Origin of the sequence: Geobacillus sp. G4 (assembly GCF_040327975.1) — a bacterium.
Taxonomy (GTDB): Bacteria; Bacillota; Bacilli; order Bacillales; family Anoxybacillaceae; genus Geobacillus; species Geobacillus thermoleovorans.
In genome coordinates, this window is record NZ_JBEPJY010000007.1 from 1 (window position 1) to 16,392 (window position 16,392).

A 16,392-nucleotide genomic window follows, 5' to 3' on the forward strand; every position below is an offset into this window, starting at 1 on the left:
GAACACGGAAGTTAAGCCCTCCAGCGCCGATGGTAGTTGGGGCCAGCGCCCCTGCAAGAGTAGGTCGCTGCTAGGCAGGCAAAAAAATGAGGGAGCTGAATGGTTCTCTCATTATTTTTGCCTAATGGGAAATGAGTCATTTTGAATGACGCCATTTTCAATCCTCTCCCCCAAAATGTAAAGCGTGATCATCGTTTCCTAGACCCCCTTTTTCATAAAAGCGATAGGAAACGGAAACTCGCGTAAGGGTGTCCTGTACGGCATGGACACCCTCTTTTTTACTTTTTTTGGAAAGATAGGTATCTTCTTTTTTTGCACTCGTGGGGAGATTATTCGCTTTTTTTGATGACAATTTTCTTTTTCGGCTCGTCAGGGATAAGTCGATGCAGGTGGATGAACAACAGGCCGTTATGGTATGTTGCTTCGATGCGGTCCTCTTTGACGGCGAACGGCAGTGGGATTGTTTTTTGGAATTGGCCTTGGAAAAGGCCTTCTTCTACTAGCTCAAACCCTTTGAAGTTTAGATTAATGGTTGCTTTCACTTCCAACGTTTTGTATGATACATACACTTCTGCATCTTCGATTTTTTCGAGCCCCGGGAGGCTGATGACAACGAGCAGCTCGTTGTCTTTTTTGTAAATGTTCATGCCGGATGATGGCTTGTTCGATGACGGCAGCAACGGCTGGATGCTTCCCCAAAAATCATTTTGGAAAAATTGTTGCCAATGTTTTGTCCAATCGGAAAACGGCATAAATGGATTTTCGTTGGTCATAACGTCTCCCTCCTCCGCTCCTTCATCATATGCCGTCTTCTTCGTTTGGTGATTCAAAAAACACGAACATTTGCTTTGGTGAAATACTAAATGTTCGATTTTTTCCTTGACACGCCGAAAAAAAACCTGCTACTATAAAGGTAACTTCATAGTGTATGAGAAGATCCCTCATATAATTTTGGGAATATGGCCCAAAAGTTTCTACCCAATCACCGTAAATGATTGGACTATGAGGGAAAGGATCGGTTTTGGCTTTTTTTCGATCAGCAACTGTCAAAGCCCAGAACGATGCTTTCCCTCGTTTATGAACGGGAACGCATGTTCTGGGTTTTGTTGTGCTAGCAAAAGGAGTGAAACGGTATGAGCCCGCTCGTTGGGGTGATCATGGGAAGCCATTCGGATTGGGAAACGATGAAACATGCTTGCGCTATTTTGGCGGAATTGGGTGTTCCGTTTGAGAAAAAAGTCGTATCGGCGCACCGGACGCCGGATGAGATGTTTCGGTATGCGGAGACAGCCGAGGAGCGCGGCATCCGCGTGATCATTGCCGGCGCTGGCGGAGCGGCTCACTTGCCGGGGATGATCGCGGCGAAAACGACGCTGCCGGTGATTGGGGTGCCCGTGCAGTCAAAAGCATTGAATGGACTTGATTCGTTATTGTCGATTGTGCAAATGCCAGGCGGGGTGCCGGTGGCGACGGTGGCGATCGGCAAGGCGGGGGCGACCAACGCCGGACTGCTCGCCGCATCGATTCTTGGACTGCTTGAGCCACGCTATATGGAGGCGCTCAAAGCGCGGCGGGAAGCGATTCGCAAACAAATCGTAGAAAGCAGTGATCAATTTGACTAAGCAACGGATCGTTCCTGGGCAGACGATCGGCATCATCGGCGGGGGGCAGCTCGGGCGGATGATGGCTTTGGCGGCGCGCGAGATGGGTTTTCGCATCGCCGTGCTCGACCCAACGCCTGACTCCCCGTGCGGGCAAGTGGCCGATGTGGAGATTACGGCGCCTTATCATGATTTGGACGCCATCGCTGAACTGGCCCGCGTGAGCGATGTCATTACGTACGAATTTGAAAATATCGATGCGCGAGCGCTTGAGTGGCTGGAGGCAAACGCCTATGTCCCGCAAGGAAGCCGACTGCTTGCGGTGACGCAAGACCGGGCGCTGGAGAAAGCGGCGATCGTTGATGCCAGCTTGCCGGTGGCGCCCTATGTCGAAGTGAATGGAGCGGAGGAACTTGAACAGGCCGTTCAGACGATCGGTTTCCCGTGCGTCTTGAAAACGCGGCGCGGCGGCTACGACGGCAAAGGACAATATGTGCTGCGCGGCGAAGGCGATCTAGCCAAAGCGGCTGATTTGCTTGGGCTTGGCCCATGCATTTTGGAAGGCTGGGTGCCGTTTGTGAAGGAAATGTCGGTCATTGTCGCCCGCAACCTCGATGGTGAGACGGCTGTTTTTCCAGTGGCGGAAAATATTCATATCGAGAACATTTTGCATCAAACGATCGTTCCGGCTCGAATTCCGGAAAGCGTGCAAGAGCGGGCCATTCGCTACGCGGAAGTGTTGGCCGCATCGTTTTCGCTCGTTGGGACGCTGGCGGTGGAAATGTTTTTGACTGCGGACGGGGATATTTATATTAATGAGCTGGCCCCTAGACCGCACAACTCCGGACATTATACAATCAATGCATGCGCGACGTCGCAGTTTGCCCAGCACATCCGCGCCGTCTGCAACTGGCCGCTCGGATCGACCGAATTGTTGAAGCCGGCGGTGATGGTCAATATTTTAGGCGAGCACGTCGAGCCGGTCATTCGGCATATCGGTGCGTTCGACGGGGGGACCTACGTCCATCTGTACGGCAAACACGAAGCGAAGCCGAAGCGGAAAATGGGGCATGTGACGGTGCTGGCAGACGATGTCGAGGCGGCGTTGGCGAGAATCGAATCGTGGCAAATTTGGCATGATCGGAGGCTGGAACGAGGATGATTGAACGTTACACAAGACCGGAAATGGGAGCGATTTGGACCGAGGAAAACCGCTTTAAGGCATGGCTTGAGGTGGAACTGCTCGCGTGCGAGGCGTGGGCCGAGCTTGGCGTCATCCCAAAAGAAGATGTCCGCCGCCTGCGTGAAAACGCGTCGTTTGACGTCAACCGCATTAAGGAAATCGAAGAAGAAACGCGCCACGATGTCGTCGCCTTCACCCGCGCCGTTTCTGAGACGCTTGGGGAAGAACGAAAATGGGTGCATTATGGTCTCACGTCGACCGATGTCGTCGATACGGCGCTCGGCTACTTGTTAAAGCAGGCGAACGCGATTTTGCGGCGTGATTTGGAAAACTTCATTCAAGTGCTGAAAGAGAAAGCGCGCGAACATAAATACACGGTCATGATGGGGCGCACGCACGGCGTTCATGCCGAACCGACGACGTTCGGGCTGAAGCTGGCGCTTTGGTATGCCGAGATGGTGCGAAATTTGGAGCGGTTTGAACAAGCTGCCAAGATGGTGGAAGTAGGGAAAATTTCCGGCGCAGTCGGCACGTACGCCAACGTGGATCCGTTTGTGGAGCAGTATGTGTGTGAAAAACTCGGCTTGACGCCGGCGCCGATTTCGACGCAGACGCTGCAGCGCGACCGCCACGCTTACTATATGGCGACATTGGCCTTAATTGCGACATCGATTGAAAAATTTGCCGTCGAGATTCGCGGCTTGCAAAAAAGCGAAGTCCGCGAAGTCGAAGAGTTTTTTGCCAAAGGACAAAAAGGCTCATCAGCGATGCCGCATAAGCGCAATCCGATCGGTTCGGAAAATATGACCGGCATGGCGCGCGTCATTCGCGGGTATATGGTGACGGCGTATGAAAATGTGCCGCTTTGGCATGAGCGCGACATTTCCCATTCGTCGGCTGAGCGCATCATTTTGCCGGATGCGACGATTGCGTTGAACTATATGTTGAATCGGTTCGCGAACATTGTGAAAAACTTGTTGGTCTACCCGGAAAATATGAAGAAAAATATGGAACGCACGTTCGGGCTCATTTACTCGCAACGCGTGTTGCTTGCTTTGATTGACAAAGGGATGACGCGCGAGGAAGCGTACGATTTGGTGCAGCCGAAAGCGATGGAAGCGTGGGAGCGACAAGTGCCGTTCCGCTCGCTGCTTGAGGCGGATGAGCGGATTACAAGCCGGCTCACCAAAGAGGAACTCGATGATTGCTTTGACTACCGCCATCATTTGAAACACGTCGATACGATTTTTGCCCGCTTAGGATTGGATTGAGCAGAAAACGGCTGGCTTTGGGCCGGCCGTCCGAGCGGAAAATTTTCAATCTTCTGGATAACGGAGGCGTTCATCATGCCGACAAAACAACAGCTGCTGTACGAAGGGAAAGCGAAAAAGATTTACGCGACCGATGCGCCGGGCGTGCTTTGGGTCGAGTACAAAGACAGTGCGACCGCATTTAACGGCGGGAAAAAGGCGACGATCGCCGGCAAGGGGCGGCTCAATAACGAGATTTCCAGCTTGTTGTTTTTGAAGCTGCGCGAAGCCGGGATCGCCAATCATTTTCTTGAAAAGCTGTCGCCGACCGAGCAGCTCGTCCAACAGGTGACGATCATTCCGCTTGAGGTGGTCGTGCGCAATGTTGTAGCGGGCAGCTTAGCGAAACGCATCGGCTTGGCGGAGGGAACGCCGCTTGAGGCGCCGCTTGTCGAGTTTTACTACAAAAACGATGATCTTGGCGACCCGCTGCTCGTGGAAGACCATATTGCGATTTTAAAACTTGCCAGCCGCGAGGAGATTGACCAGTTGAAACGCGAAGCGCTCAAGGTGAACGACGTGCTGGGCGCCCATTTTGCGGAACGAAAGGTGAGATTAATTGATTTTAAGCTGGAGTTCGGCCGCACGGCGGACGGGGCGATTGTTTTAGCCGACGAGATTTCGCCCGATACGTGCCGGCTGTGGGACGCTGACACGAACGAGAAGCTCGATAAAGACGTGTTTCGCCGCGATCTCGGCAGCTTGACGGAGGCGTATGAAGTCATTTTACAACGATTAGGGGGAGAATCGGCATGTACAAGGTAAAAGTATATGTGACGCTGCGCGAAAGTGTGTTGGATCCGCAAGGGACCGCGGTGAAAGGGGCGCTGCACAGCTTGTCATATACGGAAGTGAAAGATGTACGAATCGGGAAGTTCATGGAGCTTGTGATGGAAGAGAGCGGCCGCGACATCAACGAGCTCGTTCGCGAGATGTGCGAAAAGCTGCTCGCCAATCCGGTGATTGAAGATTACCGCTATGAAATTGAGGAGGCCGTCGCCCGATGAAGTTTGCCGTCGTTGTATTTCCGGGATCGAATTGCGACGTCGACATGTATCATGCGATCGCCGATGAGCTTGGCGAGGAAGTCGAGTACGTCTGGCATGATGAGGACAACTTGGACCGGTTTGACGCCGTTTTGCTTCCGGGCGGATTTTCGTACGGCGATTACTTGCGTTCCGGAGCGATCGCCCGCTTTTCGAAAGTAATGGCTGCCGTCAAACAGGCGGCTGATGCCGGAAAACCGGTGCTTGGCGTGTGCAACGGGTTTCAAATTTTGCTTGAAGCCGGCTTGCTTCCTGGGGCGATGCGCCGCAATCAAGGGTTGAAGTTCATCTGCCGGCCGGTGCAGCTTGTGGTGGAAAACAATGGGACGATGTTTACATCCGCCTACGAAAAAGGGGAAGTCATTACGATTCCGATCGCCCATGGCGAAGGGAATTATTATTGCGATGAACAGACGCTCGAGCGCTTAGTGGAAAACAAGCAAATCGTGTTCCGCTACCATGGGGAAAACCCGAACGGCAGCCTCATGGATATTGCCGGCATCGTCAATGAGCGGGGCAATGTGCTTGGCATGATGCCGCATCCGGAGCGGGCGGTCGACGCCTTGCTCGGCAGCGCGGACGGGCTGAAACTATTTCGATCGATCGTCAACTATTGGAGGGAGACGCATGTCGTTACTGCTTGAGCCGAGCGCGGCGATGATCAAAGAACAACAATTGTACCGCGAGATGGGATTGACGGATGACGAATTTGCGCGCATTGAGGCGATTTTAGGAAGGCTGCCGAACTACACGGAAACCGGCATTTTTTCGGTAATGTGGTCGGAGCACTGCAGCTATAAAAACTCGAAGCCGGTGCTGAAAAAATTCCCGACCGACGGCCCGCACGTGCTGCAGGGGCCGGGCGAAGGCGCCGGGATCGTCGACATCGGCGACGGGTTGGCGGTGGCGTTTAAAATCGAAAGCCACAATCACCCGTCGGCGATCGAGCCGTATCAAGGGGCGGCGACCGGGGTCGGCGGCATCATCCGCGACGTCTTTTCGATGGGGGCGCGGCCGATCGCGCTGCTCAATTCACTTCGGTTTGGCGAACTGACGTCGCCGCGCGTCAAATATTTGTTCGAGCAGGTCGTCGCCGGCATTGCCGGGTACGGCAACTGCGTCGGCATCCCGACGGTCGGCGGTGAAGTGCAGTTTGATCCGTCGTATGAAGGGAATCCGCTTGTCAACGCCATGTGCGTCGGGATCATCCGCCATGAGGATATTCAGCGCGGCATTGCGACTGGAGTCGGCAACACGGTCATGTACGTCGGGGCGAAAACGGGCCGCGACGGCATCCACGGGGCGACGTTTGCATCGGAAGAGTTGAGCGAACAGTCGGAAGCAAAGCGCCCGGCCGTGCAAGTCGGCGATCCGTTTATGGAAAAACTGCTGCTGGAGGCGTGTTTGGAAGCAGTCAAGTCGGATGCGTTAGTCGGCATTCAAGATATGGGGGCGGCAGGGCTCACGAGTTCATCCGCCGAAATGGCAAGCAAAGGCGGATTTGGCATTGAAATGAATTTGGATCTCGTCCCGCAGCGCGAGACCGGCATGACGCCGTATGAAATGATGCTGTCTGAATCGCAGGAGCGGATGCTGCTTGTCGTCAAGCAAGGGCGGGAAGACGAAATCGCCGCGATTTTTGCCAAGTATGGGTTGGAAGCAAAAGCGATCGGCAAAGTGACCGATGACAAAATGCTTCGTCTCTGGTTCCGCGGCGAGGTGGCGGCGGAAATTCCGGTGGACGCGCTGGCGAAAGACGCGCCGGTTTACCATAAGCCGTCGAAAGAGCCGGTTTACTACCGCGAATTTCAAGCGATGCCGCCGTATATTCCGCACATCGAAGACTACAACCAAACATTGCTCGGGCTCCTCGCCCAACCGACGATCGCGAGCAAAGAATGGGTGTACGACCAATATGACTACATGGTGCGGACGAATACGGTCGTCGCCCCAGGATCGGACGCGGCCGTCGTGCGCATCCGCGGCACGAATAAGGCGCTTGCGCTCACCACGGATTGCAATTCGCGCTACTTGTACTTGGATCCGGAAGTGGGCGGGAAAATCGCCGTCGCCGAGGCGGCGCGCAACGTCGTTTGTTCGGGGGCGAAGCCGCTCGCGATTACGGACTGCCTTAACTTTGGCAGCCCGGAAAAGCCGGAGATTTTCTGGCAGCTCGAAAAAGCGGTCGACGGGATGAGCGAGGCGTGCCGGGCGCTCGGGACGCCGGTGGTGAGCGGCAACGTCTCGCTGTACAATGAAACGAACGGTGTGGCCGTCTACCCGACACCGGTCGTCGGCATGGTCGGGCTCATTGAGGACCTTTCGCATATTACCACCCAGCTATTTAAGCAAGTGGGCGACCTCATTTACGTGATCGGCGAGGCGAAGCCGGAGTTTGGCGGCAGCGAGCTGCAAAAATGGCTGGAAGGCCGCATTTTCGGAAAAGCACCGGAGATTGACTTAGAGGTGGAGGCAAGACGCCAGCGCCAGCTGCTGGCGGCGATCCGCGCTGGGGTCGTGGCGTCGGCGCATGATGTGGCGGAAGGTGGGTTGGCGGTCGCGTTGGCGGAGTGCCTGATGGGGGCTTTAGGGCTTGGCGCCAAGGTGACGGTCGGCGGCGACCTCGTCAGTGAACTGTTCGGCGAAACGCAATCGCGCTTTGTTGTTTCAGTGAAAAAAGAACATCAGGAAGCGTTTGAACAGCTCGTGGAAGCGAAGCGAATCGGCGAAGTGACAGGCGACGGCATCTTGACAGTGAACGGGGAACAGGGGGAAACGGTCATCCGCCTTTCGGTTGACGAGATGCGAAACGTCTGGAAAGGGGCTATTCCATGCTTGCTGAAATCAAAGGATTGAACGAGGAGTGCGGCATTTTCGGCATTTGGGGGCATGAAGACGCCGCCCGGCTCACATATTACGGGCTTCACAGCCTGCAACACCGTGGGCAGGAAGGGGCCGGCATCGTGGCGGCGCATAACGGGAGCTTATCCGGTCATAAAGGGCTGGGGCTGGTGACGGACGTGTTTCAAAGCGGCACGCTCGATGCACTCAAAGGGGCGGCGGCCATCGGTCATGTCCGCTATTCGACGGCGGGCGGGGGCGGCTATGAAAACGTGCAGCCGCTCTTGTTCCGCTCGCAAACCGGATCGATGGCGCTCGCCCATAACGGCAACTTGACGAACGCCATCGAGTTGAAGCTCGCGCTTGAAGGACAAGGAAGCATTTTTCAGACGACATCGGATACGGAAGTGTTCGCCCATCTCATCCGCCGCAGCCAAGCGCCGACGTTTGTCGGGCAAATGAAAGAGGCGCTCAGCCAGATCGAAGGGGCGTTTGCGTTTTTGCTGCTGACGGAAGAAGCGCTCTATGTGGCGCTTGACCCGCACGGCTTCCGGCCGCTGTCGCTCGGCCGGCTCGGCTCGGCATATGTCGTGGCGTCGGAAACGTGCGCGTTCGACGTCATCGGCGCCACATACGAGCGGGAAGTGGCGCCTGGGGAATTGCTCATCATCAGTCATGAAGGGGTGCGTTCAGAACGGTTCGCTCCTAGGCAGCCGCGGTCGATTTGCAGCATGGAATACATTTACTTCGCCCGCCCGGACAGCCATGTCGACGGCATCAACGTCCATACGGCCCGCAAAAACTTAGGGAAACGGCTGGCGCTTGAGGCGCCGGCAGAGGCCGACATCGTCACCGGCGTGCCGGACTCGAGCATTTCGGTCGCCATCGGCTATGCGGAAGCGAGCGGCATCCCCTATGAATTAGGGCTCATCAAAAACCGTTACGTCGGCCGGACGTTCATCCAGCCGTCACAAGCGCTTCGTGAGCAAGGCGTGAAAATGAAGCTGTCACCGGTGCGCGGGGTTGTGGCCGGCAAGCGGGTCGTGATGGTCGACGATTCGATCGTGCGCGGGACGACAAGCCGGCGCATCGTCACGATGCTCCGTGAAGCGGGGGCCGTGGAAGTGCATGTGCGCATCAGCGCCCCGCCGATCACCCATCCTTGTTTTTACGGCATTGATACGTCATCAAGGGAAGAATTGATCGCGGCGAAATATTCGGTCGAAGAGATTCGCCGCTTGATCGGTGCGGATTCACTGGCGTTTCTCAGCCAGGAAGGGATGCTTGAGGCGATCGGGCGCCCGGACGTCTCGCCAGAGCGCGGGCAATGTTTGGCATGTTTCACTGGCCAATATCCGACCCGCCTCGGTCAAGCGGCGCGGCCATGTCTGACGATGAAATGATGGAGGAAGTATAACCGGTGCAGCTGACGAATGTGGTGGCGCGTTTCCGCGAGAGAAACGCTGCGCAACAAGAGCGTCGCCTGGCGTCCTGAGCGTGATGGGCGGCGAAAAGGAGGAGTTGACGTGGCAAAGGCATACAAACAAGCAGGGGTCGACATCGAGGCTGGTTATCAGGCCGTCGCCCTCATGAAAGAGCACGTGCAAAAAACGATGCGTCCCGAAGTGCTGGGCGGGATCGGCGGGTTTGGCGGCTTGTTTGATCTATCCGCGCTTGGTTACCGCCAGCCGGTGCTCATCTCCGGCACGGACGGTGTCGGAACGAAGTTGAAACTAGCGTTTTTGCTTGACCGGCATGATACGATCGGCATCGACTGTGTCGCTATGTGTGTCAACGATATTATTGTCCAAGGGGCGGAGCCGCTCTTTTTCCTCGACTATATCGCTTGCGGCAAGGCGGTGCCGGAGAAAATCGCCGCCATCGTCAAAGGGGTGGCCGACGGCTGCGTCGAAGCCGGCTGCGCCTTGATCGGCGGGGAGACCGCGGAAATGCCAGGAATGTATGATGAAGATGAGTATGATTTGGCTGGGTTTGCGGTCGGCGTTGCGGAAAAAGAGCGACTCATAACCGGAGAGACGATCCAAGCGGGCGATGCGCTTGTCGGCCTGCCATCAAGCGGCCTTCACAGCAACGGCTATTCGCTTGTGCGCCGCATCGTGTTTGAACAAGCGAAATTGTCGCTTGATGAGATTTACGAGCCGCTTGATGTTCCACTCGGCGAGGAGTTATTGAAGCCGACGCGCATTTATGCGAAACTGTTGCGCTCCGTGCGCGAGCGGTTTACGATCAAAGGGATGGCGCATATTACCGGCGGCGGGTTGATCGAAAACATTCCGCGCATGCTGCCGCCGGGAATCGGCGCGCGCATTCAGCTCGGTTCATGGCCGATTTTGCCGATTTTTGACTTTTTGCGTGAAAAGGGCAGCCTTGAGGAAGAAGAAATGTTTTCCGTCTTTAATATGGGCATCGGCCTTGTGCTCGCTGTCAGTCCGGAAACGGCGGCTCCTCTTGTTGAGTGGCTTTCGGAACGAGGCGAACCGGCGTACATCATCGGCGAAGTGGCCGAAGGAGCGGGCGTGTCGTTTGCTGGAGGGGGCCGGGCATGAAGCGGCTGGCGGTGTTCGCTTCAGGAAGCGGCACGAACTTTCAAGCGATCGTGGACGCGGCCAAACGCGGCGATTTGCCGGCTCGTGTGGCGCTTTTGGTCTGCGACCGCCCTGGTGCGAAAGTCATTGAACGAGCGGCGCGCGAAAACGTGCCGGCGTTTGTGTTTTCCCCAAAAGACTACCCGTCCAAAGCGGCGTTTGAGAGCGAGATTTTGCGTGAGCTAAAGGGGCGCCAAATCGACTGGATTGCGTTGGCCGGCTATATGCGCTTGATCGGGCCGACGCTGCTTTCGGCTTATGAGGGGAAGATCGTCAACATCCATCCGTCGCTGTTGCCCGCGTTTCCGGGCAAAGATGCGATCGGCCAAGCGTATCGGGCTGGTGTATCGGAAACGGGCGTTACCGTTCATTACGTCGATGAGGGAATGGATACCGGGCCGGTCATCGCCCAGCGCGTTGTTCCGATCGTGCCGGGCGAGCCGATCGAGGCGCTTGAGGAGCGCATCCATCAAGTCGAACACGAGCTGTACCCGACGGTGTTGCGCATGCTGCTAGGGGAAAAGGAACAACAGGAAGAAAGGATCGAGAACGATGGCAGTGAAACGAGCATTGATCAGCGTGTCCAATAAGGAAGGCATCATTCCGTTTGCGAAGCAGCTGGCTGAACTTGGCATTGATATCATTTCGACCGGTGGGACGAAACGAGCGCTTGAAGACGCCGGCGTTCCCGTCATTTCGATTTCCGATGTCACCGGCTTTCCGGAAATTTTGGACGGGCGCGTCAAAACATTGCATCCGGCCATTCACGGCGGCATTTTGGCGGTGCGCAGCGATGAGCGCCACCAAGCAGCGCTCGCAGAGCATGGCATTCGCCCGATCGATTTGGTCGTCGTCAACTTGTATCCGTTCCAACAAACGATCGCCAAACCGGATGTGACGCTCGCGGAGGCGATTGAAAACATCGATATCGGCGGCCCGACGATGGTGCGTGCGGCGGCGAAAAACTATGCTGATGTCGCGATTGTCGTCGATCCAGCCGACTATCCGATGGTGATTGAAGAACTGAAAACGACCGGTTCGATCCAAGCAAAAACGCGGCAACAACTGGCGGCGAAAGCGTTCCGCCATACGGCGGCGTATGACGCGATGATTGCGGAGTATTTGACAAACCTCACCGGAGAGAACTATCCGGAAACGCTCACGGTCACGTATACGAAAAAACAATCATTGCGCTATGGCGAGAATCCGCATCAATCGGCAGCGTTTTATGCCAAGCCGCTCGGTGCGGCGTTCTCGATTGCCAACGCGGCACAGCTGCATGGCAAAGAGTTGTCGTACAACAACATTAACGACGCCAATGCGGCGATCAACCTCATTCGCGAATTTCAAGAGCCGGCTGTGGCCGCCATCAAACATATGAACCCGTGCGGCGTCGGCGTCGGCGCGACGCTTCTTGAGGCGTTTACGAAAGCGTACGAAGCGGACCCGGTGTCGATTTTCGGCGGCATTATTGCGGTCAACCGTGAAGTGGACAAAGAAACAGCCGAACGGATGCACGACATCTTTTTGGAAATCGTCATCGCTCCGTCATTCAGCGACGAGGCGTTTGCCATTTTGACGAAAAAGAAAAACATCCGTCTGTTGGCGCTTGATTTTACCGCGCCGGACGTCAAGGAAAAAATGCTCGTTTCCGTCAATGGCGGCTTGCTCGTCCAAGAGGCCGATACGTTCACGCTCGAAGACGCTGAATGGAACGTCGTTACGAAGCGCGAGCCGACCGAGGCTGAGCGCGAACAGCTTCGGTTTGCTTGGAAGGTTGTCAAACATGTGAAATCGAATGCGATTGTACTGGCCAAAAACGGGATGACAGTCGGCGTTGGCGCCGGGCAAATGAACCGGGTCGGCGCGGCCAAAATTGCGATCGAACAAGCCGGGGAACAGGCGGTTGGCGCCGTGTTGGCCTCCGATGCGTTCTTCCCGATGGACGATACGGTCGAGGCGGCGGCGAAAGCCGGCATTACCGCTATCATTCAGCCGGGCGGCTCGATTCGCGACGCGGATTCGATCCGCAAAGCGGATGAATACGGCATAGCCATGGTCTTCACCGGCGTGCGCCACTTTAAACATTAAGCGTGGCAAAGGAGAGGGAGACGATGAATGTACTGGTCATCGGACGAGGCGGGCGCGAGCACGCCATCGCCTGGAAAGCGGCGCAAAGCCCGCTTGTTGGCAAGCTGTATGTAGCGCCGGGAAACCCGGGCATCGCGGACGTGGCGGAACTGGTCCATATTGATGAGCTCGATATTGAGGCATTGGTGCAGTTTGCGAAACAACAGGCGATCGATTTGACGATCGTCGGGCCGGAAGCGCCGCTTGCTTCCGGCATTGTTGACCGTTTTATGGCCGAGGGGCTTCGCATTTTCGGCCCAAGCCAGAGGGCGGCGCTCATCGAAGGAAGCAAGGCGTTTGCCAAAGAGCTGATGAAGAAATACGGCATCCCAACGGCGGACCATGCGGCCTTTACGTCGTACGAAGAGGCGAAAGCTTATATTGAACAAAAAGGCGCGCCGATCGTCATTAAAGCGGACGGATTGGCCGCCGGAAAAGGCGTCACCGTCGCCCAAACGGTGGAAGAAGCGCTTGCCGCGGCGAAGGCAGCGCTTGTCGACGGACAATTCGGCACAGCCGGCAGTCAAGTTGTCATTGAGGAGTATTTAGAAGGGGAAGAATTTTCGTTTATGGCGTTCGTTAACGGCGAGAAGGTGTATCCGCTCGCCATCGCCCAAGACCATAAGCGGGCGTATGACGGAGACGAAGGACCGAACACCGGCGGCATGGGAGCCTACTCGCCGGTGCCGCAAATTTCGGATGAGATGATGGATGCCGCGCTAGAGGCCATTTTGCGGCCGGCGGCGAAAGCGTTGGCGGCGGAAGGACGGCCGTTTCTTGGCGTGCTGTACGCTGGATTGATGGCCACGGCAAATGGGCCGAAAGTGATCGAATTCAACGCCCGCTTCGGCGATCCGGAAGCGCAAGTCGTGCTGCCGCGTCTGAAGACCGATTTGGTGGAAGCGGTACTAGCGGTGATGGATGGAAAAGAGTTGGAGCTTGAATGGACGGACGAGGCGGTGCTTGGCGTCGTGCTGGCGGCTAAAGGCTATCCCGGGGCTTACGAGCGCGGGGCCGAAATCCGCGGGTTGGACCGAATTTCCCCTGATGCGTTGTTGTTCCATGCTGGCACCAAACGAGAAGGCGGCGCATGGTACACCAATGGCGGACGCGTTCTCCTGTTAGCGGCCAAAGGGGAGACGCTCGCAAAAGCGAAGGAAAAAGCGTACGAGCAGTTGGCGGCGATCGACTGCGACGGCTTATTTTACCGGCGCGACATCGGCCGGCGCGCTATCGAACGCGCCTCCGCCGCATATACACGTATGAAAGGGCGATAATGCCGCCGATTAACGCGGCCAATACGAACGACATATCGGTCATATACTCGAGCAGCATGGTGGTTCACTCCTTTGTAGTCGAAGGTGTCCCAAGTATGGGACACCTTTTTTGATGATGTTTGGCTAGTCCACAATGCCAAGCCGCAGATCATTTTGCTTTCTTCTCTTTCGTTGACAGTTGGCACTCTTCATTGGCCGTTTCGATACATAGCAACACGTATCGCTCACGATGCGAAAAATGTTGCCGAATGACGGTGGAATGGAAGACATCGGCAAAAGCGGTGCGCAACGTCGGACGGATGTCCTCCCTCATGTCGGATTGACGACCGCTTCCTTTTCCTCTTCAAACAGCTGCCGGCGCTGCATATTGTCAAACAGGGCGGTCATCGGACAAAAACGGGTGATCCCTTCTCCGACTTTCATCGCCCCAAGCAAAGCGGCCCACAAATACGATGTGCACCATGGCCGCCGGGCGAGGCGGGCGGTGGCCCAGGCGATGACAGTCAGGCCAACCGTGATGCGAATGAATGCGTTCACAATGCCGATATTCGCCATCGGTCTGTCCCCTCCTTATATTTTTATTGTGAAAGTCGCTTTTGTGCGTTAAAATGGTTGTATGGAACGATTAGGAAACAAGGGACGGGGTGTCAATGGGCGAACAACGTTACCGATGGAAAGGCAGCGAACTGCGTGCACAAGCAGCGGTGATTGATGGCAAACAATCGCCGACGAAAGTATTGGTGAACGCCACATATTTGCATTCGTATTTTCGTGAATGGGTAAAAGGAAACATATGGATCCATGGCGACCGCATCGTGTATGCCGGAGAGCGTCTTCCCGATCGTGTCGACGAGGCGTGTGAGATCGTCGACTGCCGTGGGTACGTGCTCGTTCCCGGCTACATTGAGCCGCATGTTCATCCGTTTCAATTATATAATCCCCATTCGTTTGCTCGTTATGCAGCGGCGCACGGAACAACAACGCTCATCAACGATAACTTGTTTTTGCTTTTGCAGCTCGATGATGAAGACGCGCTTTTATTTTTACAAGAAATGAATGCGCTTCCAACGTCGATGTATTGGTGGTGCCGGTTTGATGGGCAAACGGAGCTCGAGCGCGAAGAGGAACAAGTGTCCAATGCTCGGATCAAGCGCTGGCTTGACCAAGAGGTGGTGCTTCAAGGCGGTGAGTTGACCTCATGGCCAAAAGTGGCGAGCGGCGACGACATCATTTTGTATTGGATGCAAGAAGCGCACCGGCGCCGCCGCAAAATTGAAGGGCATTTTCCGGGGGCGTCGGAAAAGACGCTTGTCAAAATGGCGCTCTTTGGCGCAGATGGCGATCATGAGGCAATGACGGGAAAGGAAGTGCGCATGCGCCTTTGGCACGGCTATACCGTCGCGCTTCGGCATTCCTCGATTCGCCCGGATTTGCCGGTGCTGCTTGAAGAGATGAAAGCGCTTGGCATCCGGCATTATGATAAATGCTTGTTGACGACGGATGGCTCGCCGCCGGCGTTTTATGAGAATGGGGTGATCGATTGGCTGATCCGCATCGCGATCGAGCATGGCGTGCCGGTGATCGATGCCTATGCGATGGCGACGATCAACGCTGCCCGCCACTACGGCATCGAGCATCTTCACGGCAGCATTGCCACCGGCCGCATCGCTCATATCAACTTTTTGCGCTCGGCTCACGATCCGACGCCGGCGCAAGTGCTCGCCAAAGGCGAATGGGTGAAGCGCGATGGAGAAGCGCCGCCTCTCTGGCCGGCGCCGGAATGGTCTCGGTTTGGCATTCGGCCGCTTTCGTTGTCATGGGAGCTTGAATGGGATGATTTGCAATTTTCGATGCCGATGGGGCTGCGCATGGAAAACGCCGTCATTTTAAAACCGTATTCCGTGTCGATCGATACGTCGCGCGACCGTTTAGGGCATGACCATGATGAGTGTTTTCTGGCCTTGTTTGACCGAAACGGCCGCTGGCGCGTCAATACGATGTTAAAAGGTTTTTCATCGGTGCTTGGCGGGCTGGCGAGTTCTTACTCGAACACCGGGGATTTGATTTTGATCGGCAAGCATAAGGAAGATATGATGCTCGCCTTCCGGCGGATGAAGGAGATCGGCGGCGGTATTGTGCTCGCTGAGGACGGAGAGATTTTGTTTGAGCTCTCGCTTCCTTTAGGCGGCATGATGTCCTCCTTGGAGGTGGATGAATTGATCAACGAAGAAAAAACGTTCGTCCGTTTGTTGCGCGAGCGTGGATATCCGTTCGAAGACCCGGTGTATTCGTTGCTCTTTTTGCAATCGACCCACCTGCCGTATGTGCGCGTCACCCAACGCGGCATTTATGATGTGATGCACAAAACGGTACTCTTTCCTTCGATAATGCGGTAAAA

General features: G+C 55.7%; 17 protein-coding genes, 1 rRNA gene and 1 riboswitch. Of the genes, 14 read left to right on the forward strand and 4 right to left on the reverse strand.

Annotated elements, in window-relative coordinates; all coding sequences use genetic code 11:
• Positions 1–76: ribosomal RNA gene (gene rrf / locus ABS784_RS09960) — 5S ribosomal RNA — on the forward strand; the annotation flags it as partial.
• Positions 77–329: 253 nt separating this feature from the next.
• Here the strand turns inward: rrf and ABS784_RS09965 are convergent.
• A complete protein-coding gene (locus tag ABS784_RS09965) occupies positions 330–773 on the reverse strand; it encodes an Hsp20/alpha crystallin family protein (RefSeq protein WP_081132875.1) in 444 nt (147 codons plus the stop codon).
• A gap of 148 nt (positions 774–921) precedes the next feature.
• Positions 922–1,023: riboswitch (purine riboswitch) on the forward strand.
• Positions 1,024–1,133: 110 nt separating this feature from the next.
• On the opposite strand from ABS784_RS09965, the gene purE reads away from it, so the two are divergent.
• From purE to purD, 12 genes are all read left to right on the forward strand, one after another.
• Positions 1,134–1,622 (forward strand): 5-(carboxyamino)imidazole ribonucleotide mutase, encoded by a 489-nt coding sequence (purE, locus tag ABS784_RS09970; protein ID WP_011229766.1) that lies wholly within the window; start codon positions 1,134–1,136, stop codon positions 1,620–1,622.
• Entirely contained in the window at positions 1,615–2,763 is a 1,149-nt protein-coding gene (gene purK, locus ABS784_RS09975) for a 5-(carboxyamino)imidazole ribonucleotide synthase (protein WP_011229767.1), read from the forward strand. The genes purE and purK overlap by 8 nt, the downstream gene beginning before the upstream one ends.
• Positions 2,760–4,055, forward strand: a complete 1,296-nt coding sequence (gene purB, locus ABS784_RS09980; protein ID WP_049624735.1) for an adenylosuccinate lyase — start codon at positions 2,760–2,762, stop codon at positions 4,053–4,055. Before purK ends, purB begins: the two co-directional genes overlap by 4 nt.
• Positions 4,056–4,130: 75 nt before the next feature.
• The gene (gene purC, locus ABS784_RS09985) at positions 4,131–4,859 is read left to right on the forward strand and encodes a phosphoribosylaminoimidazolesuccinocarboxamide synthase (protein WP_033009943.1); all 729 of its coding nucleotides are present in this window, start codon (positions 4,131–4,133) and stop codon (positions 4,857–4,859) included.
• Entirely contained in the window at positions 4,847–5,101 is a 255-nt protein-coding gene (gene purS / locus ABS784_RS09990; RefSeq protein WP_025948703.1) for a phosphoribosylformylglycinamidine synthase subunit PurS, read from the forward strand. Before purC ends, purS begins: the two co-directional genes overlap by 13 nt.
• Positions 5,098–5,784: a phosphoribosylformylglycinamidine synthase subunit PurQ gene (gene purQ / locus ABS784_RS09995; RefSeq protein ID WP_033016682.1), complete on the forward strand. Its 687-nt coding sequence runs from the start codon at positions 5,098–5,100 to the stop codon at positions 5,782–5,784. Before purS ends, purQ begins: the two co-directional genes overlap by 4 nt.
• Positions 5,768–7,996 carry a phosphoribosylformylglycinamidine synthase subunit PurL gene (gene purL / locus ABS784_RS10000; RefSeq protein WP_050368120.1) on the forward strand — a complete coding sequence of 743 codons (2,229 nt, stop codon included), beginning with the start codon at positions 5,768–5,770 and terminating at the stop codon, positions 7,994–7,996. The genes purQ and purL overlap by 17 nt, the downstream gene beginning before the upstream one ends.
• Positions 7,972–9,384, forward strand: a complete 1,413-nt coding sequence (gene purF, locus ABS784_RS10005; RefSeq protein WP_352512365.1) for an amidophosphoribosyltransferase — start codon at positions 7,972–7,974, stop codon at positions 9,382–9,384. The genes purL and purF overlap by 25 nt, the downstream gene beginning before the upstream one ends.
• Positions 9,385–9,507: 123 nt before the next feature.
• On the forward strand, positions 9,508–10,548 hold the full coding sequence (purM, locus tag ABS784_RS10010; RefSeq protein WP_021321602.1) for a phosphoribosylformylglycinamidine cyclo-ligase: 1,041 nt from the start codon (positions 9,508–9,510) through the stop codon (positions 10,546–10,548).
• Positions 10,545–11,177, forward strand: coding sequence for a phosphoribosylglycinamide formyltransferase (gene purN, locus ABS784_RS10015; RefSeq protein WP_011229775.1), 633 nt, complete (start codon positions 10,545–10,547; stop codon positions 11,175–11,177). The genes purM and purN overlap by 4 nt, the downstream gene beginning before the upstream one ends.
• Entirely contained in the window at positions 11,140–12,678 is a 1,539-nt protein-coding gene (gene purH / locus ABS784_RS10020; RefSeq protein WP_144329963.1) for a bifunctional phosphoribosylaminoimidazolecarboxamide formyltransferase/IMP cyclohydrolase, read from the forward strand. Before purN ends, purH begins: the two co-directional genes overlap by 38 nt.
• A gap of 23 nt (positions 12,679–12,701) precedes the next feature.
• Entirely contained in the window at positions 12,702–13,994 is a 1,293-nt protein-coding gene (purD, locus tag ABS784_RS10025; RefSeq protein ID WP_011229777.1) for a phosphoribosylamine--glycine ligase, read from the forward strand.
• On the opposite strand, the gene ABS784_RS10030 is transcribed toward purD, so the two are convergent.
• The 3 genes from ABS784_RS10030 to ABS784_RS10040 all read right to left on the reverse strand — a co-directional run bounded on the left by ABS784_RS10030 (position 13,948) and on the right by ABS784_RS10040 (position 14,549).
• Positions 13,948–14,052: an EYxxD motif small membrane protein gene (locus tag ABS784_RS10030; RefSeq protein WP_325048220.1), complete on the reverse strand. Its 105-nt coding sequence runs from the start codon at positions 14,050–14,052 to the stop codon at positions 13,948–13,950. The two genes, purD and ABS784_RS10030, sit on opposite strands and share 47 nt — an antisense overlap.
• A gap of 90 nt (positions 14,053–14,142) precedes the next feature.
• The gene (locus ABS784_RS10035) at positions 14,143–14,307 is read right to left on the reverse strand and encodes a hypothetical protein (protein ID WP_011229778.1); all 165 of its coding nucleotides are present in this window, start codon (positions 14,305–14,307) and stop codon (positions 14,143–14,145) included.
• A complete protein-coding gene (locus ABS784_RS10040; protein ID WP_011229779.1) occupies positions 14,304–14,549 on the reverse strand; it encodes a YgaP family membrane protein in 246 nt (81 codons plus the stop codon). Before ABS784_RS10040 ends, ABS784_RS10035 begins: the two co-directional genes overlap by 4 nt.
• Before the next feature lie 95 nt (positions 14,550–14,644).
• Here ABS784_RS10040 and ABS784_RS10045 point away from each other — a divergent pair, with 95 nt between their 5' ends.
• On the forward strand, positions 14,645–16,390 hold the full coding sequence (locus ABS784_RS10045) for an adenine deaminase C-terminal domain-containing protein (RefSeq protein WP_352512369.1): 1,746 nt from the start codon (positions 14,645–14,647) through the stop codon (positions 16,388–16,390).
• Positions 16,391–16,392 lie beyond the last annotated feature (2 nt).